This window comes from Subtercola vilae, from assembly GCF_004923255.1.
Taxonomy (GTDB): Bacteria; Actinomycetota; Actinomycetes; order Actinomycetales; family Microbacteriaceae; genus Subtercola; species Subtercola vilae.
This window is the reverse complement of record NZ_QYRT01000043.1, coordinates 1-24,390: the sequence shown is the minus strand read 5'-3', so window position 1 is coordinate 24,390 and position 24,390 is coordinate 1. Positions and strand designations below refer to the sequence as shown.

Annotated in this window: 23 protein-coding genes, 1 tRNA gene and 1 pseudogene; 10 read left to right on the top strand and 15 right to left on the bottom strand. The window is 62.7% G+C overall.

Annotated elements, in window-relative coordinates:
• Window position 1 precedes the first annotated feature (1 nt).
• Window positions 2-865: an Fpg/Nei family DNA glycosylase gene (locus D4765_RS16175; RefSeq protein WP_136643352.1), complete on the top strand. Its 864-nt coding sequence runs from the start codon at window positions 2-4 to the stop codon at window positions 863-865.
• Window positions 866-1,140: 275 nt separating this feature from the next.
• Here the strand turns inward: D4765_RS16175 and D4765_RS16170 are convergent, their stop codons facing one another.
• The gene (locus D4765_RS16170) at window positions 1,141-1,941 is read right to left on the bottom strand and encodes a DNA adenine methylase (protein WP_136643351.1); all 801 of its coding nucleotides are present in this window, start codon (window positions 1,939-1,941) and stop codon (window positions 1,141-1,143) included.
• Between the two features lie 57 nt (window positions 1,942-1,998).
• A complete protein-coding gene (locus D4765_RS16165) occupies window positions 1,999-2,466 on the bottom strand; it encodes a MarR family winged helix-turn-helix transcriptional regulator (RefSeq protein ID WP_136643350.1) in 468 nt (155 codons plus the stop codon).
• A gap of 149 nt (window positions 2,467-2,615) precedes the next feature.
• On the opposite strand from D4765_RS16165, the gene D4765_RS16160 reads away from it, so the two are divergent.
• Window positions 2,616-2,984 carry a DoxX family protein gene (locus D4765_RS16160; RefSeq protein WP_136643349.1) on the top strand — a complete coding sequence of 123 codons (369 nt, stop codon included), beginning with the start codon at window positions 2,616-2,618 and terminating at the stop codon, window positions 2,982-2,984.
• Between the two features lie 98 nt (window positions 2,985-3,082).
• Here the strand turns inward: D4765_RS16160 and D4765_RS16155 are convergent, their stop codons facing one another.
• The 3 genes from D4765_RS16155 to D4765_RS16145 are packed head-to-tail and all read right to left on the bottom strand — an operon-like array spanning window position 3,083 to window position 5,237.
• Window positions 3,083-3,391 carry a hypothetical protein gene (locus tag D4765_RS16155; RefSeq protein ID WP_136643348.1) on the bottom strand — a complete coding sequence of 103 codons (309 nt, stop codon included), beginning with the start codon at window positions 3,389-3,391 and terminating at the stop codon, window positions 3,083-3,085.
• A gap of 14 nt (window positions 3,392-3,405) precedes the next feature.
• Window positions 3,406-4,113 (bottom strand): hypothetical protein, encoded by a 708-nt coding sequence (locus tag D4765_RS16150; protein ID WP_136643347.1) that lies wholly within the window; start codon window positions 4,111-4,113, stop codon window positions 3,406-3,408.
• Between the two features lie 59 nt (window positions 4,114-4,172).
• Window positions 4,173-5,237: a WXG100 family type VII secretion target gene (locus tag D4765_RS16145; protein WP_136643346.1), complete on the bottom strand. Its 1,065-nt coding sequence runs from the start codon at window positions 5,235-5,237 to the stop codon at window positions 4,173-4,175.
• A 160-nt stretch (window positions 5,238-5,397) separates the two neighbouring features.
• Here D4765_RS16145 and D4765_RS16140 point away from each other — a divergent pair, with 160 nt between their 5' ends.
• Window positions 5,398-6,252, top strand: coding sequence for a mycofactocin-coupled SDR family oxidoreductase (locus tag D4765_RS16140; RefSeq protein WP_136643345.1), 855 nt, complete (start codon window positions 5,398-5,400; stop codon window positions 6,250-6,252).
• Between the two features lie 87 nt (window positions 6,253-6,339).
• On the opposite strand, the gene D4765_RS16135 is transcribed toward D4765_RS16140, so the two are convergent.
• The 3 genes from D4765_RS16135 to ctaD all read right to left on the bottom strand — a co-directional run bounded on the left by D4765_RS16135 (window position 6,340) and on the right by ctaD (window position 9,473).
• Complete coding sequence (locus tag D4765_RS16135; protein ID WP_136643344.1) at window positions 6,340-7,176, bottom strand: alpha/beta fold hydrolase; 837 nt, start codon at window positions 7,174-7,176, stop codon at window positions 6,340-6,342.
• A 256-nt stretch (window positions 7,177-7,432) separates the two neighbouring features.
• The gene (locus tag D4765_RS16130) at window positions 7,433-7,720 is read right to left on the bottom strand and encodes a hypothetical protein (RefSeq protein WP_136643343.1); all 288 of its coding nucleotides are present in this window, start codon (window positions 7,718-7,720) and stop codon (window positions 7,433-7,435) included.
• A 22-nt stretch (window positions 7,721-7,742) separates the two neighbouring features.
• Complete coding sequence (gene ctaD, locus D4765_RS16125) at window positions 7,743-9,473, bottom strand: aa3-type cytochrome oxidase subunit I (RefSeq protein ID WP_136643342.1); 1,731 nt, start codon at window positions 9,471-9,473, stop codon at window positions 7,743-7,745.
• Between the two features lie 94 nt (window positions 9,474-9,567).
• Between ctaD and D4765_RS16120 the strand changes: the two genes are divergently transcribed.
• Both D4765_RS16120 and D4765_RS16115 read left to right on the top strand, forming a co-directional pair.
• On the top strand, window positions 9,568-10,065 hold the full coding sequence (locus D4765_RS16120; RefSeq protein ID WP_420824543.1) for an ArsR/SmtB family transcription factor: 498 nt from the start codon (window positions 9,568-9,570) through the stop codon (window positions 10,063-10,065).
• Window positions 10,065-11,702: a SulP family inorganic anion transporter gene (locus D4765_RS16115; protein ID WP_136643359.1), complete on the top strand. Its 1,638-nt coding sequence runs from the start codon at window positions 10,065-10,067 to the stop codon at window positions 11,700-11,702. The genes D4765_RS16120 and D4765_RS16115 overlap by 1 nt, the downstream gene beginning before the upstream one ends.
• A gap of 58 nt (window positions 11,703-11,760) precedes the next feature.
• Here the strand turns inward: D4765_RS16115 and D4765_RS16110 are convergent, their stop codons facing one another.
• Window positions 11,761-12,783, bottom strand: coding sequence for a LacI family DNA-binding transcriptional regulator (locus D4765_RS16110; protein ID WP_136643341.1), 1,023 nt, complete (start codon window positions 12,781-12,783; stop codon window positions 11,761-11,763).
• Window positions 12,784-12,964: 181 nt separating this feature from the next.
• On the opposite strand from D4765_RS16110, the gene D4765_RS16105 reads away from it, so the two are divergent.
• The 5 genes from D4765_RS16105 to D4765_RS16085 all read left to right on the top strand — a co-directional run bounded on the left by D4765_RS16105 (window position 12,965) and on the right by D4765_RS16085 (window position 20,390).
• Window positions 12,965-14,992 carry a beta-galactosidase gene (locus D4765_RS16105; protein WP_237280503.1) on the top strand — a complete coding sequence of 676 codons (2,028 nt, stop codon included), beginning with the start codon at window positions 12,965-12,967 and terminating at the stop codon, window positions 14,990-14,992.
• Window positions 14,989-15,918: a carbohydrate ABC transporter permease gene (locus tag D4765_RS16100; RefSeq protein WP_136643340.1), complete on the top strand. Its 930-nt coding sequence runs from the start codon at window positions 14,989-14,991 to the stop codon at window positions 15,916-15,918. The genes D4765_RS16105 and D4765_RS16100 overlap by 4 nt, the downstream gene beginning before the upstream one ends.
• Entirely contained in the window at window positions 15,915-16,814 is a 900-nt protein-coding gene (locus tag D4765_RS16095) for a carbohydrate ABC transporter permease (protein WP_237280502.1), read from the top strand. The genes D4765_RS16100 and D4765_RS16095 overlap by 4 nt, the downstream gene beginning before the upstream one ends.
• Before the next feature lie 89 nt (window positions 16,815-16,903).
• On the top strand, window positions 16,904-18,229 hold the full coding sequence (locus D4765_RS16090; protein ID WP_136643339.1) for an ABC transporter substrate-binding protein: 1,326 nt from the start codon (window positions 16,904-16,906) through the stop codon (window positions 18,227-18,229).
• 70 nt (window positions 18,230-18,299) lie between these two features.
• The gene (locus D4765_RS16085; RefSeq protein ID WP_237280501.1) at window positions 18,300-20,390 is read left to right on the top strand and encodes an alpha-galactosidase; all 2,091 of its coding nucleotides are present in this window, start codon (window positions 18,300-18,302) and stop codon (window positions 20,388-20,390) included.
• An 18-nt stretch (window positions 20,391-20,408) separates the two neighbouring features.
• Here the strand turns inward: D4765_RS16085 and D4765_RS16080 are convergent, their stop codons facing one another.
• From D4765_RS16080 to D4765_RS16055, 6 genes and pseudogenes are all read right to left on the bottom strand, one after another.
• Window positions 20,409-20,900: a hypothetical protein gene (locus D4765_RS16080; RefSeq protein WP_136643337.1), complete on the bottom strand. Its 492-nt coding sequence runs from the start codon at window positions 20,898-20,900 to the stop codon at window positions 20,409-20,411.
• 291 nt (window positions 20,901-21,191) lie between these two features.
• Window positions 21,192-21,264 (bottom strand) — tRNA-Ala (locus D4765_RS16075).
• Between the two features lie 62 nt (window positions 21,265-21,326).
• The gene (locus D4765_RS16070) at window positions 21,327-22,331 is read right to left on the bottom strand and encodes an aldo/keto reductase family protein (protein WP_136643336.1); all 1,005 of its coding nucleotides are present in this window, start codon (window positions 22,329-22,331) and stop codon (window positions 21,327-21,329) included.
• Window positions 22,332-22,451: 120 nt separating this feature from the next.
• Window positions 22,452-23,423, bottom strand: a complete 972-nt coding sequence (locus tag D4765_RS16065; RefSeq protein WP_136643335.1) for a hypothetical protein — start codon at window positions 23,421-23,423, stop codon at window positions 22,452-22,454.
• A 132-nt stretch (window positions 23,424-23,555) separates the two neighbouring features.
• The gene (locus tag D4765_RS16060; protein ID WP_136643334.1) at window positions 23,556-24,209 is read right to left on the bottom strand and encodes a GNAT family N-acetyltransferase; all 654 of its coding nucleotides are present in this window, start codon (window positions 24,207-24,209) and stop codon (window positions 23,556-23,558) included.
• Between the two features lie 47 nt (window positions 24,210-24,256).
• A pseudogene (locus D4765_RS16055) lies at window positions 24,257-24,390 on the bottom strand (UTP--glucose-1-phosphate uridylyltransferase); the annotation flags it as partial.

Here is a 24,390-nt window from a genome sequence, read left to right as displayed (position 1 = left end):
AATGCCAGAGTTGCCAGAAGTTCACGCCCTCGTCGCCGACCTCGGTGCCCGCCTCATCGGGCGTACCGTAGACCGCGTCGACATTCTGTCGTTCGCGGCGCTGAAGACGTTCGATCCGCCGGTCTCGGCCCTCTCCGGGCACACCGTCGGCGAGGTCTCCCGACACGGAAAATTTCTCGATCTGCGCATCGGCGACCTCCATCTGGTCATCCATCTCGCCAAGGCCGGCTGGATGCGCTGGCGCGACACTCCCCCGCCACCACCCAGCGGCCGCCCGGGCAAATCGGCGCTCGCTGCGCGACTCGTGCTCGATGACGGCACCGGGTTCGACATCACCGAGGCGGGCACAAAGAAGAGCCTCTCGATCTCGGTCGTGCGCGAGGTGGTTGACGTACCCGCAATCACGCGCCTGGGACCCGACCCGCTCGACCCCGGATTCACGCTGCCGGTGTTCGCGGGCATCCTGAGCCGTGCCGGGCGGTCGCAGATCAAGGGTGTGCTGCGCAACCAGTCCGTCATCGCGGGCATTGGTAACGCCTATTCCGACGAGATACTGCACACTGCCAAGATGTCGCCGTTCAAGCCCGCAATGATGAGCGACGACGAGGTGGCCCGGCTGTTCGACGTGCTGCAGTCGACGCTTCGTGGCGCGATCGCCAGGGCCGACGGGTTGGGTGCCGCCGACCTCAAACGGGAGAAGAAGGTGGGTATGCAGGTGCATGGTCGCACGGGTGAGGCGTGCCCGGTGTGTGGTGACACCGTTCGCCAGGTGATCTTCGCCGACTCGACCCTGCAGTACTGCCCGACATGCCAGACCGGCGGCAAACTGCTTGCCGACCGGGTGCTGTCTCGGCTGCTGAAATGACCAGCCGAAGAGGGTGAGTGCCGCCGGAGAACCCTGCCTGCGATTTCCTGTTCCGTCAGCCCGGACAGGAAATCGCTTGGCTCGTCGAACGTTGTGATCGGCGCTTTTTCAGAGAAGGCCTCGAGTTATCAAAGAATCAGAGACGCTCTCCACTGTGCTGCGAATCAGAAGAGTTCGAGGTAAAGCCTCGGCGTGGGTTGAACAGGGAGCAGATATGCCACCCCATGCTGCTTCCGCGTAAGCGGTCAAGCTCGCGTCGAAAACAGTACCACACTTCACGGCGCACCGTGCAATCGCAGCGCGCGTTCGAGTGTGCCGTTGCCCCAGAGGCGTTCGCCGTCGGGGTGGTCGCTGACCCGGGTGAGGGTGTTCCAGCTGTCGAAGAGGGCCGCGCGGGCATCCGTCGGCGCCGTGACCAGCAGGTACGCGCCCCTGGCCGTCAGTGTGCCCAGCAGGCTCTTGAGCTCGCGGTCGGTCAGGGCATCCGGCGCCGCGGTCGTGTCGACGAGAACGAGGTCTTCGTCTCGTATCTGCGGCACGAGCTCGAAGGCCGGTACCGACGACAGCCGCACATCTCTGTCGGCCAGCAGCCCGGCCAGCGCCCGCAGATTCGCCTCGTCGAATGCCACCGGCGCCTGACCGAACGACGCCGTCGACAGGCCGCTCTCATCGACCGGGTAGCCCCCGCCAGGGTTCGTTGCCGTGAGGTACACGAAGCGGGCGGCCCGCTCGATGAGAGTCTTCTGAGGCAGTTCACCCTCGGCATCCCACCTCCGTACGGCCGCAAAATGGCCCGCGCTGTGCAGGGCGCGGTGCTCCCTCATGAGCGCGATGAGGGCCTTGCTCTCGTATTGCACTGCCAGCCAGACGTCGACGACGTGTTCTGACGGGCTGTTGAGGGTGAACGAGGCTTCCGGATGCCCCTGCATCAGTGCGATCGCCGACGCGCCGCTGCCCAGAAAGGGCTCCACGTACCCACCGAACCACTCGGGCGAAGAAGGCACCACAAAGTCAGCCACTCGCCGCTTGCCCCCGAAGAGATAGGGCGGATTGATGCGTTTGACGCCGGAGCTCATGGTTTCACTCTACGAACTGCGGTCAACGCATCACCCCTTGGGATATCGCAACATTCTTCACGCCTCGTGTCCGAGTGCTGCTGACAATTTCGTCATAATCGCACCAAGTTGACGCACCTGCGCGGGAGTGATCTGATCGAAGACGAGGTGGCGAACGCGGGCGACGTGACCCGGAGCGGTAGCGCTCACCTTTTCGACACCGAGCCTGGTGAGCGTGGCGAGAGTAGAGCGTCCGTCAGTGGGATCAGGACGGCGAACGACCCAACCATTCCGGTCGAGCCTGTCGATAACCTTCGAAAGGCGCGGAAGCGTGCTGTTTGCCACTCGAGCCAATTCACTCATCCGCATGGTCTTTTCTGCCCGCATGCTGAGTGCGGCCATGACGCCATACTCGAAATTACTGAGGCCTGCGTCGGCTTGCAGTTGTTGATCTAGCGCCGCTGGTAAGCGCATTGCTGTTGAGAGGAGTGGTATCCATGCTGCAGCCTCCAGGTCGGTCAACCATCGGGTTTCACCTTTTTGCATTCTTCTAGTCTAAGTGAAAACACCCGCCTTTTACTTGACAAGGCAACAAACAAGCTCGATGATATTACTTGCCCGTTCAACCAATAGGTACTCGAGCTATTTGCTCGGGTCTTTTAACCATCTCGTTTATGAAACAGCGGAGTTCCCTCATGCTCATTGTCTTTTGGATAGTCGCCGCCCTGGCTGCTCTCGCCTTTCTCGCCGCAGGTTTCATGAAACTGTTTCGTCCCGCACCTGCACTGAAGCACGCCGGAATGGGTTGGGTCGATGATTTCGCCCCTCCCGTTGTGAAGCTGATCGGCCTCGCCGAAGTGGTTGGCGCTCTTGGGCTCGTACTCCCACCGCTGACGGGAATAGCGGCCGTGCTGAGTCCGATAGCAGGTCTTTGCCTCGTTGCCCTTATGTTCGGTGCGATTGTCGTCCACATTCGTCGCCACGAATCTGTTGTCGCTCCGATCGTGCTCGCCATCGTTGCGTTAGCAACCGCCATCCTTGGCTTCATCGTGGTTGTCCGTTAGCCCGACACAGGAACGCCTCTCGCCTGTCGAGTGGGTGGGGCACGGGCATCCGGCCGTCTTCGTGACGACCTCGGTTGACGAACGGCTCACAAAGTTCATCAACCGAGCGACGGCGGGTGACCGTTCCCGTGCGCGTACGCCTTCATCCAGCGCCGCCGGGCCACCGCCATAACGAGCAGAAGCACGCCGAAGCCGGCGAAGATGATGAAGAGCCCCACCGCGAGCGCGATGGTCACACCCGAGGCATCGGCCAGAAGCAGGGCAGCGAACAGTATGCCCGCCACAATGAGCAGCGTGCCCGTCACCGCCTCGCTGGCTGGGCTCTTCAGGGTAATTTTGAACCGGCCCGCTGGGTCGTTCTTGCTCATCCAGGCGAAGGGCTCAGGCGGAACAGGTGGCGACGGCACGCTCGGGGGCACACTCATGCGCCGGGCAACCGAACGAATTCGGCGAGCCTACCGACGAGCTCAGCGGTGCCGACGTCATCGCCCGCGTCGCCGATGAAACTGTTCGGATCGGTGTTGCTCGGCACATCGGCGACCTGCCAGGCCTGCGGTTCAGCAGGTCGCCCTTCGGCCGCGCGAACAAACAGATGGTTCTTGGCCGAACCGGCTGTCTCTGTGCCCAGGTACGCCGTACCCAGAGGGCGACGGGCCCGGTTGCTCTCGATGAGCTGCGCGAGAACTGCGCTGTCCGCCGCTGCGGGGTCTTTCACCACCATGACCCACGTACTCATCGCGGCGGGCTGCAGGAAGACCGAGAGGGCGGGTGACTGAAGATACAGTGCCGCCTCGGTTCCGTCATCGTTCACCAGGGCGATCTCTGTCCAGCGCACGGCCGTCTGCAGAACCGCCGTCAACAGACGCACGGCACCCGAAGCGATGAGAACGTCTCCTTCAATGCTCAGTTCGCCGCGTGCCAGCAGGCTCGAGGCGCCCAGCGCCGCGATCTGGTCGGTGAGAAATGCTTCGTCGATCTGCAGAAACGCAACGGCCTGCTGCCGTTGCACCCCGTCGGTGAGCGAGACGGCGTAGGCGACCTCGGCCGCACCGAAGGTCGCGGTGTCGCCCTCTGGCGCGGCGGAGGGCGCCTCTCGGGGGGTGTGCCACGCGGTCGTGGTGTTCGTCATGGGCTGCTGCTCCGTTCGTGGTCGTGCGGGTTCATTGGGGTGCACGTTCGTGATCGTCTTCATCCGAACGGCCAGAATTTCTTCGCCGTCTCGGCCACGCCGTCAGCGAAATCTTCGGCACCGTGGGCCACCGCCTCGGCCCCTGCACCGATGGCCTCCCCCGTGGCGTGAGCCGCTGTGCCGATGGCCTCCCCCGTGGCATCCGCTGCATCGTGAAAGACGGGCACATTGTCGTAGAGCGCCGCCCCGAGGGCCATGCCGCCCGACGCGAGACCGAGCGCGAGGTCAGCCGGCGGCGGTGTGACGAGGGCCGCGATTCCGAGCCCCGCCGCTACACCGTCGTACCCTGCCCTCCCATAGTCTTTCTTTGCAATGTCGGTTCCCACGCTGACCACGCCGAGCACCGCTCCGACGGGGCCGAGCACCTTGCCAGCCGAACCGAGAAACTCGGCGGCCGACCCCACCTTGCCTGCGAGCGCGCTGTCGCCGAGCACGTTGCTGAGTCCCTGCGTCAGCTCGCCCCAATTCTCGCCGCTGAGAAAATCGTTCAGTGAATTGAACCCCGAGGCGAACTTGTTGAAGTTCAACGCCCCCTGCAGCGAGCTGAATTCGCCGCCCAGCCGCAGCTGGGTGAGGCTGTTGAACAGATCGACGACAGCGAGGTCGTTGAACACGCCTCCGGTTGCCAATAGCCCAGGGTTCGTCAGAAGGTCTTTCAGCAAGCTGTTCTGCGTGGGGCTGAGCCCCGGCACGGGGGCCGTGCCCCCACCCGCGCCACCCGAACCCGAATCTGACCCCGGCCATCCACCCGCCCCACCATTCGAACCACCCGGCAGGCCGGATGCCCCGTCTGCGGCACTCGCATTCTCCTGTTGGGCGGCGTTCTGCACGAGCGCTGTCGCGGCAGCAGAGAGAATCGAATTCGCACCCAGTAGCGAGCTTCGGTGGGTGGTGTTCCAACGCTGCCGAAACCCCTCGGCGTCGGGGCCCTTCCAGGCTTCAGTCGTGTTGATCTGCACGGTCAACGTGCTCAGAACGTTCGCCAACTGCGCCGCCGTGGCGCTCATATCTTTCGCCAGAGCGCGCAGTTCACCTGCGTCTGCTCCCCATACCCCTGACGTCATCGCTGCCGCTCTCCCCTGGTGTCGCTTCGTCACTCCACCCTAACCCTGTGAGTTCTGTCTCCACAGGCCTCTCAGGAGTAGCCTTTGTGGCACCGAGTGCATCAAAGGCAAGCGCGCCCGTCCTTCCGGTGGGTGCATCAACGACAAAGGAGTCACGATCATGGGTCTACTCGACGGCACGGTAGTTTTCATCACCGGCGGAGGGCGCGGCCAGGGCCGCGCGCACGCCATCGTCTCGGCCAGGGAGGGCGCCGATATCGTGTTCGTCGACACGACCGCGCCGTTCGCCACGGTTCCCTACGCCCACACGACCGCCGACGACATCGCCGAGACGGTCAGACAGGTCGAAGCGCTTGATCGTCGCGTTCTGAGCATCGAAGCGGATGTTCGAGACCAAGACGCTCTCGATTCCGCTGTCGCCGCGGGCATTGCGGAGTTCGGCAAGATCGACGCCCTCATCGCCAATGCTGGCATCTGGACCCTCGGGCCCGTGCAGGAGATGACCCGCGAGACGTGGCAGGAGATGATCGACATCAACATCACCGGCGTCTGGCAGTCGGTGAAAGCGGTCGTTCCGCACATGATCGAGCGGCAACAAGGGTCCATCGTCATGACCTCATCGGTGAACGGGCTCGAAGGAGGGCCGTTCTTCTCGCACTACACCGCCGCGAAGTTCGCGGTCGTCGGGTTCATGAAGGCCATTGCTGTCGAGTTGGGGCCGCAGGGCATCCGGGCCAACACCGTGAACCCGGGCACGATTCTCACGGGCATGACGAACAACCAGCAGGGCTACGACATGATGGCCGGCCACCCGGGCGGCACACGGGAAGACCTTCTGGCCGCCGGTCGGTCGTACGGCATTCTGAAGGGGTCGGGCTTTTTAGACCCCGAAGTCATCGCCAACGCGGCACTGTTTCTGAACTCGTCGCTGGCCTCGAACGTGACAGGCATTTCTCTGCCGGTCGACTCTGGGCACCTGGCCATGGCGGGGATAAACATGGATCCGAAGCAGTAGCGGGCCCTCACTACCGCCGAAGGGGTGATCTCTCGTCAGAGAGACCACCCCTTCGTTCTGATCGCGGAGATTCTTGTTCTGAACCTGCTACTTGGCGAGGAAGTCGAGCACCTTCTCGTTCCAGGCCGCGGCGTGGCTCACCGTGACGCCGTGCGGGGCGCCGGCGATGACCTGCAGCTCACTGCCAGCGATGGCAGTGTGAGTGCGTGCGCCCGATCCTTCGAACGGAACGGTTCCGTCACCGTCGCCGTGAATGACGAGGGTGGGCACGCTGACCTTGGTGAGGTCGTCGCGGAAATCGGTGGTGGCGAAGGCGGTCATGCACGCCAGTGCGGCAACCTTGCTCGACTGCAGGGCCTGAGCCAGGGCATCCTGCCGCTGCTGTTCAGTGACCTTCAGCACGCCGTCGACCGAAAAGAACTGGGTGGTGAAGTCGTCGTAGAACGACTCCTGATTTGCCGTGAGACCAGCCGTCATCTGCGCGGCGGCAGCCGCTGTGAGCGGGCCGTCTGGGTTGCCGGGTGTGTTCAGCAGGTACGGGGGCACGGCAGAGGCGAACACCACGCTGTGAAGGCGCTCGGCGCCGTACTTCGAGAAGTAGCGGGCCACTTCGCCGCCACCCATCGAGAAGCCGATCAGCGTGACATCGGTCAGGTCGAGCTCGGTCAATAGCGTGTGGAGGTCTTCGGTGAGCGTGTCGTAGGTGTAGCCGGTGAGCGGCTTGTCACTGCGGCCGAAACCGCGGCGGTCATACGTGATGACGCGGTAGCCGGCCTCCTGCAGCACCGGCACCTGCTCAGACCACGACGCGCCCGACAGCGGCCACCCGTGGATGAGTACAACGGCCCGGCCCGATCCGCCGGTGTCGTCAACGTGGAGGTTCGTGTTTTTGAAGAGCCCATGGTGGGCGGTGATCTCTGGCATTTTCGAAATCCTTTCAGAGTCTGCCGACGTGGCAGAGGCATCAGTGGTTCTTCGAAAAAGCCTGCCGTGCGGATTGGTCGCGCACCTGGGGGTTGACACAGCATGAGGTCACCCCGCCCTCAGCTGGTTGAGTACCTGCAGGGCGAACTGGCGCCCGAGTTCGTACACCGCGTTTGCCGCACGGTTGAGAACAGCCGGCTTGGGCTCCCGGCGGGCGGCAACGCAGTGCCGTATCCCCACCCACCCGACATCGAGCCTATTTCGTGACGTGCAGCGCGACCATGAAGACAAAGTACGCTCCGGCGAAGATACCTACCATTCCGATCAGACAGCCGATTGCTGCGCGGTGGATACGACGTTTGGGATGCTCCTGTGGAGGTCGCGGTTTCGGCAGTTGTGTTGCCGCGTCGAGTTTCACACGACGAGCCTCGTTGATCAGTTCTCGTGTGCCGCACAGGAGCGGGTCTAGTTTGCCGCGATCGAACTGATCCTCTATCAGGATCGCTTCGTCGAGAGTCATCGCGAGCGAATCCGTGTTGTTCATGGTCGAACTCCTTCGTGCGCGATTACGTGATCTTCCGACTGGCTACATCGGCTGTTGGTGCATCGGGTGCGTCGCGGAGCGGGCCGACACCGACGGGTACGCCTGCCTCGGGGTGGTTGAGGTCGAACGCAGGCGATTCAGAGCGAATTCGGGGAATGGTTGTGAAATTGTGGCGCGGCGGAGGGCAGGATGTTGCCCACTCAAGTGACCGACCAAACCCCCAGGGATCATTGACGGTGACTTTCGGTGACTTCCGGGTGAGGTACACGTTCAGAAAGAAAGGCAGCATGGAAAGAGCGAGAATCGCCGACCCGATGGTGGAGATCTGGTTCATCCAGGTGAAGCCATCGACGGCTGAGTAGGTGGCGTACCGACGTGGCATGCCGACAACGCCGAGCCAGTGCTGGATAAGGAACGTGGTGTGGAAGCCGATGAACAGAAGCCAGAAGTGCCACTTCCCGAGCTTTTCATTCAGCATGCGGCCCGTCCACTTGGGCCACCAGAAGTAGAAGCCGCTGAACATAGCGAAGACCACCGTGCCGAAGATCACGTAATGGAAGTGAGCGACGACGAAATACGTATCGGTCACATGGAAGTCCAGGGGCGGCGAGGCAAGAATGACCCCCGTGAGACCGCCGAATGTGAAGGTGATCAGAAAGCCGATCGCGAAGACCATCGGAGTCTCAAAAGTCACAGATCCGCGCCACATCGTGCCGACCCAATTGAAGATCTTAACCCCGGTCGGAACGGCGATCAGCATAGACATCAGCGAGAAGAACGGCAGTAGAACAGACCCCGTCGCATACATGTGGTGCGCCCACACGGTGATCGAGAGCGCGCCGATGGAGATGGTCGCATAGATCAGGGTCTTGTAGCCGAAAATCGGCTTTCTGCTGAAAACGGGAAACACTTCCGACACGATGCCGAAGAAGGGCAGAGCGATGATGTAGACCTCGGGATGGCCGAAGAACCAGAACAGATGTTGCCAGAGCAACACACCACCGGTCGCTGCATCGTAGATGTGGGCGCCGAAGACCCGGTCGATGCCGAGGCCCGCCAATGCGGCCGCGAGCACAGGGAAGGCCATCAGAATCAGAATGGATGTTACGAGAGTGTTCCAGACGAAAATCGGCATCCGGAACATCGTCATGCCTGGAGAACGCATGGTGATGATCGTGGTGATGAAGTTCACTGCTCCGAGGATCGTGCCGAACCCACTGAGCACGAGACCGAAGACCCAGAGGTTCCCTCCGTCTCCGGGTGAGAACGTCGCACTCGATAACGGCGCGTAAGCGAACCAGCCAAAAGAAGCCGCGCCCTGAGGGGTGAGGAACCCACCGACGACGATGGCGCTGCCGAAGGTGTACAACCAGAACGCCAACGCGTTCAGTCGCGGAAAGGCGACATCGGGGGCGCCGATCTGCAATGGCATCAAGAAGTTGGCGAACCCCGAGAACAAGGGTGTGGCGAACATCAACAGCATTATGGTGCCGTGCATGGTGAAAAGCTGGTTGTACTGGTCTTTAGTGGCGAGAAGTTGTGACCCGGGCTCGAAGAGCTGAGCGCGAATGATCAGCGCCATCACGCCGCCGAAACAGAAGTACAGGAACGATTCGATCAGGTACATGTACCCGATCACCTTGTGGTCGGTCGACGTGATCCAACGCACAAGAATCCCCCTGTGGCGGATATCTTCCGGTTGATCCGGAACAGCTTGCTCAGAGGTGTTGGGCTGGACGGTTGCGCTGGACATCGGTGTGCTCCCCGGTTAGTGCATTCAGTGATGCAACCAAGCTGCTCTAATTCACGATATGATGAATTTATAAAGTCAACACTACAGGAGAGAAATGGAAGTCGAAAGCACACCGGTGGAAGCCCCGATCGGCTCCACCGCGATGTCGCTGGAGTTTCGAGTTGATGAAGTCGTCACATCGTGGAAATCTAGCCCAATGGATCAATTCGCTACTACGCACCGGCCGCTCTATGAAGTGAAAGCCAACCTCTTCAAAGGGCTTGCGCATCCCGTGCGGATACGTGTGCTTGAAGTGTTGTCGGCATCTCCAGACGTTTCAGTATCTGCCCTTCTCACAGATACCGGATTGGAAGCCTCCCACCTGTCGCAACACCTTTCTGTCTTGCGTCGGCACAACCTCGTGGTCGCCGAAAGAAGGGCGAGTCAGGTGTTCTACCGGCTCGCGTACCCTCAAGTCGCCGACTTGCTCGCTATCTCGAGAGCGCTGCTCGTCGAGATCCTGCACAACACGCAGCAACAGTTGGACTCCACAGTGAACCTGCCCGGCATCCCCGTTTCCCACGCCGTCGATGACGTAGGCGACGTCACGTGATGCCCGCCCGTTATCTTGGCTCCCTGCTGCCCAGCTGGAAGGACTACCGGTCAGTCAAGCGCACCTGGCGGGCAGACCTCGTTGCCGGAATCACCGTGGGCATCGTCGCTCTCCCGCTGGCATTGGCGTTCGGAGTCAGCTCGGGTGCCGGGGCAGAGGCGGGGCTTATCACTGCCATCGTCGCCGGAATCGTCGCCGCGGTGTTCGGCGGCTCCAACATTCAGGTTTCTGGTCCCACCGGCGCGATGGTCGTTGTCCTCGGCCCCGTGGTTGCAGCCCACGGCGTCGCGGCGGTCGCCGTCGTCAGCCTGATGGCCGGAATCGTGGTCACCGCTGCCGGCGTACTCAAAATAGGCCGTGTCGTTTCGTACATTCCGTGGCCCGTGATCGAAGGCTTCACCCTCGGCATCGCAGTCATCATCTTTCTCCAACAAATACCTTCAGCCGTAGGTAGCAAACCCGGAGCCAGCAGTAATGCGGTCGTCTCTGCGGTTCAATCGTTCGCCCACGTCAACCCGGCAACCGTGGTCTGGCCGATCCTCTCGGTACTGCTGGTCGGCGTGATCATGATCATCGCGCCGAAAGTCAATCGCCAACTCCCCGGCTCCATCATCGCGATCATCGTCGTTGCCATCGGTGCCGCACTCCTGCACCTGCCGCTCGCTCGCATCGGGTTGCTACCGGGCTCGTTGCCGACACCAACGCTGCCAAGCTTCGACAACGCCGGCGCGCTGATCGGGCCCGCCTTCACCGTCGCCGCGCTGGCCGCGATCGAGTCATTGCTCTCCGCTCGGGTCGCGGCCTCGATCTCGGATACCGGCCCATACAACGCCGACCGTGAACTCGTCGGTCAGGGACTCGCATCGATTGCCTCCGGATTGCTGGGAGGCATGCCCGCGACCGGCGCAATCGCTCGCACTGCCGTGAACATTCGATCCGGCGGCCAAACCCGAGTCGCCGCCATTGTTCACGCCCTCGTACTTCTCACAATCGTCTCTCTCGCGACCGGGGTTGTGTCACAGATCCCGCTCGCCGCACTTGCCGGCGTGCTGATGATCACCGCCGCCCGCATGATCTCCATCGCCACCGTAAGAAGCGTTCTCGGATCCACCCGCTCCGATGCCATCATCTTCGCCATTACGGCGATCATCACCGTCTCATTCGACCTCATCACCGCAGTCGGAATCGGAATCGCGGTGGCAGCGTTCTTCGCGCTCCGCGCACTCGCAAAATCCGGCGGCGTGCACCGGGAAGAACCCCCCAGCCCCGCGCAACCCGAAGATAGACACATCGCCCTCTTCCGATTGGACGGCGCTCTTTTCTTCGGTGCCGCCGACCGAATGCTCGAGCGCGTGACCAGAATCAGCGACGTCACTGTGGTCATCATTCGCATGTCCCAGCTCCAGGTACTCGACGCCACCGGAGCCCGGGTTATCACCGAAATGATCCGGGGGCTGGAACGCCGTGGAATCACTGTGCTCATCAAAGGCATCCGGCCTGAACACCTTCGGCTCGCGACCAGAGTCGGCGTACTCAGCGCGCTGCGCGACCACAAACACCTCTTCACCAGCCTCGATGACGCCGTCGAGCATGCCCGCGATCACGTCAGGCGGTCAGCGTTCGAGACTGCGGCCTAGAGACGAAACTCCCAGCGGAGCCAAATACCTTCCACCTGAACGGCGACATTGCTCGACGCTACGCCGAGTCGCGCCACACCACTTCGGTCTGCAGCAGGGTTCCGCCGCTCGGGCGCGGCCCGCCCCTCAGCTGGTTGAGTACCTGCAGGGCGGCCTGGCGCCCGAGTTCGTACGCCGGTTGCCGCACGGTTGAGAGCATGGGATGACATCTGATGGCCCACGAGCTGTCGTCGAAGCCGACAATTCCCACGTCTCCCGGCACGCTGCGGCCGGCGTCTCGCAACACGTCCATCGCGCCGGCAGCCACGGCGTCAGACGCGGCGAACACTCCGTCGATGGCAGGCTCCCGTCGAAGGAGCTCCCGCATGCCTTCGGCACCAGTGTCGTAGGCGTACAACGGATAGTCGACGACGAGAGAGGGGTTGAATTGTTTGCCGAGAGCTTCAATGAAGCCCGCCAGACGGTCTTGACCCGAGTCGCGATCCAACGCCGCGGCAACCATACCGATTTTGGTTCGGCCGGTGTCTACCAGGCGCGTGGTGATCTCCCGGGCAGCCGAGAGATTGTCGATGCCGATGAACGGAATCTCGGGAGCGTTCGGCGGATGCCCGACGAACGCCGCGGGAATGCCGAGCTCTGCGACCGCGAGCGCAATCGGGTCGCCAACACGGGCAGACAGGATGATCGCTCCGTCGACGAAGCCACCGCGCAGATACTCGGCGACTCTCTCGCTGTCACGTACGGAGTCGAGAATGAGCGTGACCATCTGGTAGTCGGCTTCAGAGAGCACAGCGTTCGTACCCAGCAGAATGTTTCCGATATTGGGGTCTTCGAGCACCAGCGAATGAGGCTCGTGCACAATGAGCGCGATGGCGCCTGAGCGCTGAGTGACAAGATTTCGGGCCGCCGTGTTGCGTACATAGCCAACCTCGCGCACGGCAGCTTCGACGGCTTCACGGGCGCGATCGGAGACGTAGGGCTCGCCGTTCAGAACCCGCGAGACGGTGCCGCGGGAGATACCAGACACGGCTGCCACGTCATGGATCGTCGCTCTGCGAGGGAGCGACCTGTCACGTGCCATGGGAGTCACTGTACCGCCTCGAACCAATAAAATTTGACATCGCCGCACGTCTCTGTTTATGGTTGGGAACGTTCACAGAGATCACGCCAGCGGCATTCGCCCCGGTGCTCTGTGAACCTTCACAGTGCTGCCCTCTCGCTGTCTGTGTCGCCGCTCTCACGCCAACGAAGTCGAGGAACCAGTGAACTCAACCGAAGCCCACCGCCCCAGCCCACTCGGGCTCGGCACGGACGGTCTCGTCTTCGGTTGTGACTACAACCCCGAGCAGTGGGGCAAAGAGGTGTGGCGCGAAGACGTTCGCCTCATGCGTGAAGCAGGCGTGAATCTCGTCGCCATCAACATCTTCGGCTGGTCGCACATCGAACCCCGCCGGGGCGAGTTCCACTTCGACGATCTCGACGAAATCATCGCGCTTCTGCACGAGAACGGCATCGGCGTCAATCTCGGCACTGGAACATCGTCGCCTCCGCCGTGGCTCACCACGCTGCATCCGGAGATGCTTCCTCAGGTGAGCGACGGCACCACCCGATGGCCGGGTGGTCGCCAAGCATGGTGCCCCAGCTCACCCGTCTTTCGAGAGCACGCCATGACGCTCGTTCGGGCAACGGTCAAACGGTACGGATCGAATCCTGCAGTGGTGCTCTGGCATGTGTCGAACGAGCTCGGCTGCCACAATGCTCTGTGCTACTGCGACGTTTCTGCGGCCGCCTTTCGTGTGTGGCTCGAGCGCCACTACACGAGCATCGAAGCCCTGAATGAGGCCTGGGGTACCGCGTTCTGGAGCCAGCACTATGCACAGTGGTCAGAGATTCTGCCTCCGCGTGACACGCTCTCGTTCATCAACCCCTCGCAGCAGCTGGACTTCTTTCGATTCAGTTCTGATGAATTACTCGATTATTTCCGCGCAGAAGCGGAGATCATCCGCTCATCGAGCACTATTCCAGTGACGACGAACTTCATGGTCACGGCTCACATCAAAACGCAGGACTACTGGCGCTGGGCCCCCGAGATGGACATCGTCGCGAACGACCACTACCTCGACCACCGTTTGAGCGTTCCGCACCGCGAACTCTCGTTCTCCGCCGACGCGACCCGCGGGCTCGCAGACGGCAAGCCCTGGTTGCTCATGGAGCATTCGACGAGTGCCGTGAACTGGCAGCCGCGAAACCGCGCGAAGGCCCCGGGCGAGATGATGCGAAATTCCCTCACCCACGTCGCCAGAGGGGCAGACGGCGTCTGCTTCTTTCAATGGCGGGCGTCGGTGAAAGGAACCGAGAAGTTCCACTCTGCGATGCTTCCCCACAGCGGCACTGACAGCAGGGTCTGGCGCGAAGTCGTTGAGCTCGGCGCTCTCATGCACCGACTCGGCGAAGTGGCAGGTTCTGTCGTTCGCTCTGACATCGCGTTCGTGTTCAGCTGGGAAGCGTGGTGGGCCACCGATCAGGAGGCGCATCCGTCGACTGACCTCCATTACCTCGAACAGGTGCACCAGACGTATGAGGCCTTGCTCGCCATCGGTGCCACCGTCACCATCGTCGCACCCGGCGCAGACCTCACCGGCTACCGGCTTGTCGTCGTACCCAGCCTGTACCTGGTATCGGACAGTGACGCTCGCGTCGTCACCGACTTCGTCGCAAACGGTGGTCACGCCGTGATCACCTTCTTCAGCGGTATCGTCGATGAGCACGACGAGGTGCGCCCCGGCGGCTACCCGGGTGCGTTCCGCGCGGTCACCGGCATCTCGAGCGAAGAGTTCTACCCCATCGCCCCGCACGATTCGGTGGCGCTGAGCGACGGTGGCACAGCCTCCCTCTGGACAGAATTGCTGCACCTCGAGGGCGCAGAATCGACCGCAACCTACCTCGAAGGGCCGTTGATCGGCGTCTCGGCTGTGACCCGCAACGTGTTCGGCAAAGGAGTAGCGCGCTACCTTGCCACGAGTCTTGACTCGATCGCCCTCGCCGAAGAGCTCCACCGCGCGGTCTCCGAATCCGGGGCAGTGGCCGTCGCGCCCGTCACCGCTGGGGTCGAGGTTGTTCGCCGTTCAGGGGCAGAGCACGACTACGTTTTCGTGATCAACCATACGAACTCTGATGTCGAGCATTCGATTGCCGGATACGACCTCGTCACCGAGATCGACATCGTGACCAGAGGCGTCGTCGCCTCAGGCGGGGTACAGATCGTGCGCCAGAAAAAGGAGACATCATGAGCACTTCGGTTCTGTCTGGGGTGGCGCCAGCGCCAGCCGCAGCGCGCATCAGGCCCCGAAAGCGGCTTCGCAACAAGCGAGCTATTGCCATTCTCATTCTGCCGTTCGGGTTGTTGTTCGCAGCTTTCTACCTCGTACCAGTGATTTACGCGGTGATCCAGTCGCTGCAGGTCATCCGGCGCGAAGGTACGTTCGGCGTGCCCCACCTCGAATTCGGTGGCCTCTCGCAGTACTTTCTCGTCTTTCAAGACGGCGAGTTCTGGTCGTCGATTCTGAGAGTGCTGGCCTTCGGCGTCGTGCAGGTGCCCATCATGCTCGGGCTGGCGTTGCTGTTTGCCCTCCTCTTGGACTCACCGCTGGTAAAGGGCAAGAAATTCTTCCGGCTCGCGTTCTTCGCCCCCTACGCCGTGCCCGGTGTCATCGCCGCGATCATGTGGGGCTACCTCTACTCCCCCTCGCTCTCTCCCTTCTCATTCGTCACCTCGCAGGTCAATCTGCTCGACGGCGGCACAGTGCTCTGGGCGATCGCGAATGTGGTGACCTGGGTGTACGTGGGTTACAACATGCTCATCATCTACTCAGCGCTGCTCGCCATTCCAGGCGAGCTGTATGAAGCTGCCCGCCTCGATGGCGCCTCTCAGATGCGTATCGCCTGGTCGATCAAGATTCCGCTCGTCATGCCCGCCATCGTGCTGACCGCCGTCTTCTCTGTGATCGGAACACTGCAGCTCATCACCGAACCGCAGGTGTTCAAACAGTTCACCTCATCAATCACGAGCACGTTCACTCCGAACCTTCTCGTCTACACCACGGCCGCCGTACCGAACCTCAACCTCGCAGCGGCTTTCTCGGTCGTACTCGCGATCGCCACGTTCATCCTGTCGTTCGCAGTTCTGCGACTGACCCAGCGGAGGGCAGCACTGTGACCACCTCGACCTCGACCCTGAAACGCGCCCGCGGCTCTCGTGGCGCCCCTCGGGAAAGCCGTCTGTCCCGAAGCGCCGCCATGGTGATCATGGGCGCCTTCACGCTGTACTTCTTGCTGCCCATCTGGTGGCTGCTTGTGTCGTCGACGAAGACTCTCGGCAACTTCAACTCCACGTTCTCACTGTGGTTCACGCCGAGCTCGCTCACCGATATCGGCAACAACGTGGTGAAACTGTTCACCTACAACGAAGGTGTCTTTCCGAGATGGATGCTCAACAGCATCGTCTACGCAACGGTGGCCGGTGGCCTCGGCACAATTCTCGCCGCGATGTGCGGGTATGCTCTCTCGAAATACCAGTTCCGCGGTCGGGAACTCATCTTCAACACCGTGCTCGGCGGTGTACTCGTACCCGCCACGGCGCTCGCGTTGCCGCTGTTTCTCATCTTCAGCCAGGTGCAGCTGACCAACACCTTCTGGGCGGTCTTCCTGCCCAGTCTGGTGAGCCCGTTCGGCGTGTATCTCAGCCGCATCTACGCGGCCTCGAGCGTGCCAGACGAGATCATCGAGGCCGCCCGCATCGACGGATCAGGTGAGATTCGAACCTTCTTCACTGTCGCTGTGCGTCTCATGTCGCCCGCCCTCGTGACCATCTTCCTGTTTCAGTTCGTGTCGATCTGGAACAACTTCTTCTTGCCGCTCGTCATGCTGCGCGATCAGACGCTGTTCCCCGTGACGCTCGGTCTCTACACCTGGAACTCGCAGGTGAGCCAGATACCCGACATCCGCACCCTTGTCATCGTGGGCGCGTTGGTGTCGATCGTTCCTCTTCTCGTCGCATTCCTGAGCCTCCAGAGATTCTGGCGCAACGGACTGGGAGCCGGAGGACTGAAGTAACACGCCAGAGGAAGCAGCACTAAAACAACGGCGTTTGACCGTGACCGGGAACCCTTCTCCGTCACAACCCTCACTGAATGGACAATCACATGGCACTGAAATACATTCGCGTGGCCGCAGTCGCGACCGCAGCGATGCTCGCCCTCGCGGGCTGCTCGGCTGGAGGGTCAAGCGACTCCTCCAGCGCCGCAGCCTCTGACTGCGCCGCTTCAACCGGCAAAGTCGACCTGAGCTTCACCACCTGGGTTCCCGGGATGGACAAGGTCGTCGACATCTGGAACAAGGCCAACCCGAACATCCAGGTGACCGTTTCGACCGTGCCCAACGGCAACAGCGGAACCTACCAGAACTTCTTCACCCAGCTGAAGGCCGGCAACGCCCCCGACATCGGCCAGGTCGAATATGACACCCTGCCCGCTTTCCGGGTTCAGGATGGCCTCGCGAACATCGCCGCGTGCGACGGTGTTCAGGCAGCGAAGGCAGACTTCTCTGACGGCCTGTGGAATCAGGTCACCTTCGGCGAAGACAACTCGGTCTACGCGATTCCGCAAGACTCGGGCCCCATGGCGCTCTACTACCGCAAAGACCTCTTCGAGAAGAACAACATTCCCGTTCCCACCACCTGGGACGAGTACGCCGCTGACGCGGTGAAGATCAAGGCGCTCGGCGCCCAGATCACCAACTTCCCGAAGGGCGATGTGAACTGGTTCGCCGGTCTCGTGTCACAGGCCGGCGGGCAGTGGTTCAGCACGGCGGATGGGAGCTGGAATGTGAACCTCACCTCTGACGCTTCCACGAAGGTCGCGAACTACTGGCAGGGGCTTCTCGACAAGCAGCTCGTTTCGACCATCCCCGGCTTCACCGATCAGTGGAACAACGCCTACGACACGGGCGCCGACTGGACGTGGGTCTCTGCGGTCTGGGGCGCCAACACCATCTCGAGCGGTGCACCCAGCACCTCCGGCGACTGGGCCGTGGCACCGATGCCGCAGTGGGGCACGTCTGCTGCGACTTCTGGTGCATGGGGCGGCTCGTCGAGCGTTGTCTTCAAAGGTTCGAAGCACCCCGCCGAGGCAGCAAAGTTCTTGCTGTGGCTGAACACCAGCACCGAGGCGCTCACCGCACTGAACACCGAGGCGAACCTGTTCCCCGCCAGCAGCACCGGCGCGACGCTTCCCGCTCTGTCTGAAGGCGTACCCTTCTACGGCAACCAGAAGATCTACCAGCTGTTCTCAGATCAGGCCAAGGTCATCAGCCCGTTCACGTGGGGCCCAACCATGACGCAGACCTACAGTGATGTCTCCGACGGATTCGCCGCAGCAATCGGTGGCAGCGGTACGTTGCTTGATGCTCTGAACTCAGGGCAGACCAAGACGATCGCCGCCCTCAAAGCACAGTCGATCCCCGTAAAGTAAACCCATCTCAACCGTCATCCACCTCCGCGCCGCGGGCACCAGCCTTGTGCTGGATGCCCGCGGCACGGCCGTGCCATCGTTCATACACTGGGGCGCAGATCTCGGCGAGCTGACAGCCTCGCAGCTCGAACAACTCGCCGACGCCCAGATACCGGCGTCATCGAACGCTGCCGTCGATTCTCCGATCCGCCCCCTCATCTTCCCGATGCTCGACACCGCCTGGCTGGGTCGGCCGGCGCTCTCTGGCAACCACCCGGTGGCCCCGTTCGAACTCGTTGCGGTCGATACCGGTGATGCGAGGGTCGTGCGGTTCACGCTCACCAGCGCTGTGGTCGCTGCCGCCCATGCTGTCACTCATGCCGACGCATCCGCTGCCACACCCACCCACACCCCGTCACTCGAAGTGACCGTCGAATTCCAGCTGACCGCCGAAGGCCTGCTGCGCACCCGATCGTCTGTCGTCAATCGCTCGGCTCAGGCATTCGAACTCGATGAGCTCAGTGTCGTACTACCCTTGCCCGCCCGCGCAGCAGAAGTACTCGATTTTTCGGGGCACTGGGCAGGCGAACGCCGCCCGCAGCGCACGCCTCTTCAGCACGGAGCGTGGCTGCGGGAATCGCGTCACGGCCGGCCAGGCCACGACGCATCCTTTCTCACGATCGCCGGCACCCCCGCTTTCGGTTTTCGCCACGGCGAAGTGTGGGCTGTGCACCTGGGCTGGAGCGGCAGTCAGCGCATCTGGGTCGAACGCCAGATCTCTGGAATCTCCCTCATCGGCGCCGGTGAACTGCTCGCACCACGCGAAGTAGTGCTCGGTCTCGACGCGAGCTACACCAGTCCGTGGGTCTCGGCCGCCTGGTCGCGCGACGGCCTCGACCCCGCTTCGGCTCGTTTCCACCGTTTTCTGAGACGCGAACACGGGTTCGCCGAACGGGCCCACCCGGTGATTCTCAACACCTGGGAGGCCGTGTACTTCGACCACAACGAAGTCACCCTTCGCCGCCTCGCCGATGCGGGCGCGAGAGCGGGTGTCGAACGGTTCGTTCTCGACGACGGCTGGATGTCTGGCCGCACAGACGACCAGCGCGCCCTCGGCGACTGGGCTGTCGATACCGAACGCTGGCCGAACGGCCTCGGCCCGCTCATCGACTACGTCATCGGTCTTGGCCTCGACTTCGGGCTCTGGGTCGAACCCGAGATGGTCAACCTCGATTCACAGCTGGCGCGCGATCATCCGGAGTGGATCCTCACAGAACCGCACCGATCAACACCGTTGCTCGCCCGCAACCAGCTCGTAGTCGATCTCACCAATCCCGACGCATTCGCTGCCATCTTCGCCGCACTCGATGCCCTGCTCAGCGAATACGCCATCAGCTACCTGAAGTGGGATCACAATCGCGACCTACCGGTGACCCGCTCCCATGAGCAGACGCTGGCCACGTATCGCCTCATGGACGTGTTGCGGCAAAGGCACTCTGGGCTCGAAATCGAGTCGTGCGCTTCTGGTGGGGCTCGCATCGACCTGGGCATTCTCGAACGCACAAACCGAGTGTGGGCCAGCGACACGAACGACCCACTCGAACGCCAGTCGATCTACCGCTACTCATCGCTGCTGCTGCCGCCCGAATTGCTCGGCGTGCACCTCGGTGCACCCACCGCTCACACCACAGGCCGCACCCACGCACCAGCATTCCGGTTCGCAACCGCGCTCTTCGGGTGGGCCGGCATCGAATGGAACCTCCTCGAGGCCACCGAACACGAGCTTGCCCAGGTGGCGCGCTGGCTGACCGCCTATAAAGAGGTGCGGCCGATCATCCACTCGGGAACTGTCGTGCGGGCCGACCGGGCAGATCCCGCACTGTGGGTGCACGGGGTCGTCAACAGCACCCAAACCGACGCCGTCTTCGCCATTGTCGCGATGGCGGCGCAACGGGATGCCCTGCCAGACCCTGTGCAACTGCCAGGCCTCGACCCCGAGACCAACTACACCGTGTCGGTACTCGACATCGGCGCAGAACCCCGGTACTTCGCCGCGGTTCTCCCTCCGTGGCTTCTCGGCGGCTCACTCACGCTCACGGGTCGGGCTCTCGCAGAGGTCGGCTTCGCCGCGCCCCCGCTCGCCCCTGAGCAGGCGATCGTGTTCAGGGTGACCGCGCAATAGTTGACCAACCCACGGGTGTCATGGGTGCCAGCGAGCGAAATCTGCAGCGCTAGTCGATGATGCCGGCCCCACCCACATTCGCGAGGTGTCGGCCGGTCGCTCGGGATCGTAGAGAACGAGGGCAGCATCTCCCGTCAGAGGGAGATCGTGGCGCTTCCATTGCCCGCTCTTCGTCACCCAGCGATCCACGCCGCCCGCATCGGCGAACTTCACCGTCAGCTGACCGATGAGGCCGCCAGAAGACGGGTCGATCTGCGGTATCTCGACGATCACACCAGCCGCGATCCGCCCGTGCGTCACGAGTTGGCCAAGCACGTCGAAGCGCGATCGCCGGCGCATCCGGTTCGTGACCCCGACCCCGAACATCGCTGCCGCAACCGCAGCAGCGCCCACCGGGACAAGCCACAGCGCGCCCGCGTCGGCGAGCGACGCTGTGACCCACCACGCGCCCAGAGAAAGGCCGGCGAACAAGATGGTGCCGGGCCCCACGCGCCTCGAGAGCACCGCCACCCGCGATCATGACGAGCCCGACCACAATGGCCACGGCTGCGGCTGGGGATCCGATTCGCGCAACTTCACGGCTCCGACGCGCTTCCAGTGGATCTACTGTGCTCATGTCGGTCCTCCGTATCCCGGCAGCCCTACCAACGAACTATATACAAAGGGGCAATTGGGAAGTGCCGATCTCAGTGTGTCATCACGGGAGGGGTCTGTGTCAGAGCCGCAGTCATGGTGCACCACTTTTAGTGGCCGCACACAAAAGCAGAAGGGCCCGCTCAGTGAGCGGGCCCTTCTTTGCAGTGGAGCTAAGGAGATTCGAACTCCTGACCTCCTCGATGCGAACGAGGCGCGCTACCAACTGCGCCATAGCCCCGAAAACTGCTTACGAAGAGTATCACGAGACGGTGCCGCAATTGAAACCGAGACCCTCGAACCTCAGACCTGACGGCCCTTCGGCATCTGCGTGAGCGCTGGGTCTTTCTCGGCGAGAGAACCGATGACCGCATCGATGTGAGTGAGCACCTCGGACGGCAGCGAGACACCGGAGGCCTCAGCGTTCGACTTCACCTGCTCAGGCTTTGACGCACCGATGATGGCCGACGCCACGTTGTCATTGCTCAGTACCCACGCGAGCGCCAGCTGCGCCTGGGTGAGGCCGAGCTCGTCGGCGACAGGCTTGAGGCCTGCCACAGCGGTGAGTACATCATCCGTCAGCCAGCGCTTGATCATGTCTGCGCCGCCGTTGCTGTCGGTAGCGCGGCTGCCTGCGGGCAATTCGGCGCCGACGGCGTATTTGCCGCTCAGTACGCCCTGTGCAACCGGCGACCAGACGATCTGCGAGATACCGAGCTCACGTGAGGCCGGCACCACCTCAGCCTCGATGACCCGCCAGAGCATCGAATACTCCGGCTGGTTCGAGATGAGCTGGATGCCCAGCTGCTCGGCCAGCGCGTGGCCCTCCCTCAGCTGGGTGGCGTTCCATTCGCTGACACCGATGTACAGCACCTTGCCCGCACGCACGAGATCAGCGAACGCCTGCATGGTCTCTTCGAGAGGCGTCTCGACGTCGTACCGGTGCGCCTGGTAGAGATCGACGTAGTCAGTCTGCAGTCGCTTCAGCGACCCGTTGATCGACTCGGTGATGTGCTTTCGACTGAGGCCGGTGTCGTTGTGCCCCTTCGGCCCCGTAGGGCCGTAGACCTTCGTGAAGATCTCGAGCGATTCGCGGCGCTCGCCCTTCAGCGCGTCGCCGAGCACAACCTCAGCCTGGGTGTTTGCGTATACGTCGGCCGTATCGAAGGTGCTGATGCCTACGTCGAGTGCCGCGCGCACGCAGCTCACCGCCGCGTCATTCTCCACCTGCGACCCGTGGGTGATCCAGTTTCCGTAGGTGAGCTCTGAGACCTTGAGGCCACTGTTACCGAGATATCTGTACTTCATGAAGTTGACTCCTCGTGTCTGGGCGGCTGCGATGCCTCCCACACACAAGTTTAGTTAGGGTGCCGCAAGCACATTCACAGCGAATTGTGCGTCACGGCGAGAATGCCCTGGGCGCAACGACTAGCCCGCGCGACGCCTCGCCAGAACCTGATCGACGTCGAGCGACCCTGTGGCCGTGTCGTCGACGATGCCCATGCTGCTGAAACGGCTCGGGATGCCCGACCTCTGCTCTTCGCGGGCAGCCACGTTCGCAGCAGGCTCAGAAGCACTGGCGGGTACAGCAGCCGGAGCCGTCGCCGCCCGCAGTGCGCGCTCCGACGCCGCCGCCGCCGCGAGCAACGCTTCTTCGGCCTGCTGCGCGGTCTGCTCGGCGTACCCGATGACGGGGGTCGCCGCTACGAACCGGCGTTGTCCGGCGTAGAGCGGCTTGGGGAGGGGCACCGGGGTCCACCCTGAATCGGCGGAGGCCTCAGCGAGGGCCGAGCCTGAAGGAGCAGACTCGTTCAGCGCGTCGAACGCCGCGAGAGCATCCGGAGCCCCCTCAACAGAGAGGAGGTCGGCGCCGTCGAACACGCCAGAACCGTCGGCGTTCAGACGCGAGACGCTTGTGAGCGAAGACCCGTAGACCGGCAGTTTGATGGCCCGGCCATCGCGTGCCAATCGGCGCAGCCGCGTGAGGCAGAGGGTCGCAGTGACAATACCCACTACGAGCACCACCCAGGCACCGTTGACGGCGATCTGGATGCCGCCGAGCACGGCGACGACGAGGGCGAGAACCAGAACGGCGCTGGTGACAGCGCGAGCCCGGCGAATTTTGGCCGCGGCAAGAAAGGCGGGAGGAGTGTTCTGCACGGTGACTTTCTTCAGAAGGCGCTGTTGCTCCACTACGCTTCGCGCGCTGGCCTCTGCCCGCACCTCGTCGGGAGCTTCGGCGGTCTCGGCGAGAATACGGAGCGTCTGCTGCAACCGCACGACATTGCGCTCTGTTGCAAGGTATTCATTGCGTCTGAACCAGGTGGGGACAAGGTAGATCAGCCAGAGCACGGCTGCAAGGCCGACGATGAGGCCTCCGCCCAGCCAGTCTGATGTCATGGGTCTACGGTATGAGGCTCACAGCAGAATTGGTTCCAAGCGGGGGGCGCGTGTCGCAGGTGCAGAGCCCCTGTTCGGCACACATTCGGCCGAGTCTCGGAGCACGCGCGCGATCTGGCGAGGCGCATGACCTCAGCGCAGGCGCGTGGCGATCGGCGTCAGCGCCTCGAGCCGATCGGCTTCGGGCACGCTGCCATGGCCGGGCGGGATCGACGCCTCTTTCCAGCGCCTCAGCACCCCCACCGGCAGCTCTTCGCCCACCAGCGCGAAACAGAAGTGGTCGCGCCAGTCACCGTTGATGTGAATGTAGCGCCGCCGCAACCCTTCATACCGAAACCCGAGCTTCTCCACGACCCGCAGGCTCGGCGCGTTCTCGGGCCTGATGCAGATCTCCATGCGGTGCAGCCCCACCGAGTAGAAGCAGTGGTCGGTGGCCAGCGCCACAACGGTTGGCGTGATGTTCAGACCGGCAAACCGCTCAGCCACCCAGTACCCGATGCTCGCCGATGAGACCGAACCGTAACTGATCGACGACACGTTCAGCTGACCGGCGATCTCACCGTTGTACTCAATGACGAATGGCAGCCCGAACCCCGCCCGTGCATTCTGTTGCAGCGACCGGATGCTCGCCCGAGTGTCGAACGACATCGGGGCGTTCGGGCTGGTGGCCTCCCACTTGCGCAGCCACGCCCGGTTCGCAATGAGCTCGTTCTCGAGCGCCTTAGAATCGCGGATTCGTATGGGACGAAGCGCAATGGCACCGTCGGCAAGGCTGGGAACGAACATACGCAATGATAGGCAGCACGCGACCCCTCAACAAAGCCGACTGCGCTTCACAATCCTTCGGCGAATTCTTTGATCCAGGGGCGGAGGTCGGGGCCGAGGTCTTCGCGGTCGCTGGCGAGTCTGATGATGGCTTTGATGTAGTCGAGGCGGTCGCCGGTGTCGTAGCGTCGGCCGCGGAAGA

Excerpts from the sequence above, each read along its gene's own strand:
- D4765_RS16160 (WP_136643349.1), top strand. The coding sequence starts at position 2,616 with ATGCTCATTGTCTTTTGGATAGTCGCCGCCCTGGCTGCTCTCGCCTTT.
- D4765_RS16070 (WP_136643336.1), bottom strand. The coding sequence starts at position 22,331 with ATGAAGTACAGATATCTCGGTAACAGTGGCCTCAAGGTCTCAGAGCTC.
- D4765_RS16120 (WP_420824543.1), top strand. The coding sequence starts at position 9,568 with ATGGAAGTCGAAAGCACACCGGTGGAAGCCCCGATCGGCTCCACCGCG.
- ctaD (WP_136643342.1), bottom strand. The coding sequence starts at position 9,473 with ATGTCCAGCGCAACCGTCCAGCCCAACACCTCTGAGCAAGCTGTTCCG.
- D4765_RS16150 (WP_136643347.1), bottom strand. The coding sequence starts at position 4,113 with ATGACGAACACCACGACCGCGTGGCACACCCCCCGAGAGGCGCCCTCC.
- D4765_RS16090 (WP_136643339.1), top strand. The coding sequence starts at position 16,904 with ATGGCACTGAAATACATTCGCGTGGCCGCAGTCGCGACCGCAGCGATG.
- D4765_RS16100 (WP_136643340.1), top strand. The coding sequence starts at position 14,989 with ATGAGCACTTCGGTTCTGTCTGGGGTGGCGCCAGCGCCAGCCGCAGCG.
- D4765_RS16140 (WP_136643345.1), top strand. The coding sequence starts at position 5,398 with ATGGGTCTACTCGACGGCACGGTAGTTTTCATCACCGGCGGAGGGCGC.
- D4765_RS16170 (WP_136643351.1), bottom strand. The coding sequence starts at position 1,941 with ATGAGCTCCGGCGTCAAACGCATCAATCCGCCCTATCTCTTCGGGGGC.
- D4765_RS16165 (WP_136643350.1), bottom strand. The coding sequence starts at position 2,466 with ATGCAAAAAGGTGAAACCCGATGGTTGACCGACCTGGAGGCTGCAGCA.
- D4765_RS16110 (WP_136643341.1), bottom strand. The coding sequence starts at position 12,783 with ATGGCACGTGACAGGTCGCTCCCTCGCAGAGCGACGATCCATGACGTG.
- D4765_RS16115 (WP_136643359.1), top strand. The coding sequence starts at position 10,065 with ATGCCCGCCCGTTATCTTGGCTCCCTGCTGCCCAGCTGGAAGGACTAC.
- D4765_RS16065 (WP_136643335.1), bottom strand. The coding sequence starts at position 23,423 with ATGACATCAGACTGGCTGGGCGGAGGCCTCATCGTCGGCCTTGCAGCC.
- D4765_RS16135 (WP_136643344.1), bottom strand. The coding sequence starts at position 7,176 with ATGCCAGAGATCACCGCCCACCATGGGCTCTTCAAAAACACGAACCTC.
- D4765_RS16145 (WP_136643346.1), bottom strand. The coding sequence starts at position 5,237 with ATGACGTCAGGGGTATGGGGAGCAGACGCAGGTGAACTGCGCGCTCTG.
- D4765_RS16130 (WP_136643343.1), bottom strand. The coding sequence starts at position 7,720 with ATGAACAACACGGATTCGCTCGCGATGACTCTCGACGAAGCGATCCTG.
- D4765_RS16175 (WP_136643352.1), top strand. The coding sequence starts at position 2 with ATGCCAGAGTTGCCAGAAGTTCACGCCCTCGTCGCCGACCTCGGTGCC.
- D4765_RS16060 (WP_136643334.1), bottom strand. The coding sequence starts at position 24,209 with ATGTTCGTTCCCAGCCTTGCCGACGGTGCCATTGCGCTTCGTCCCATA.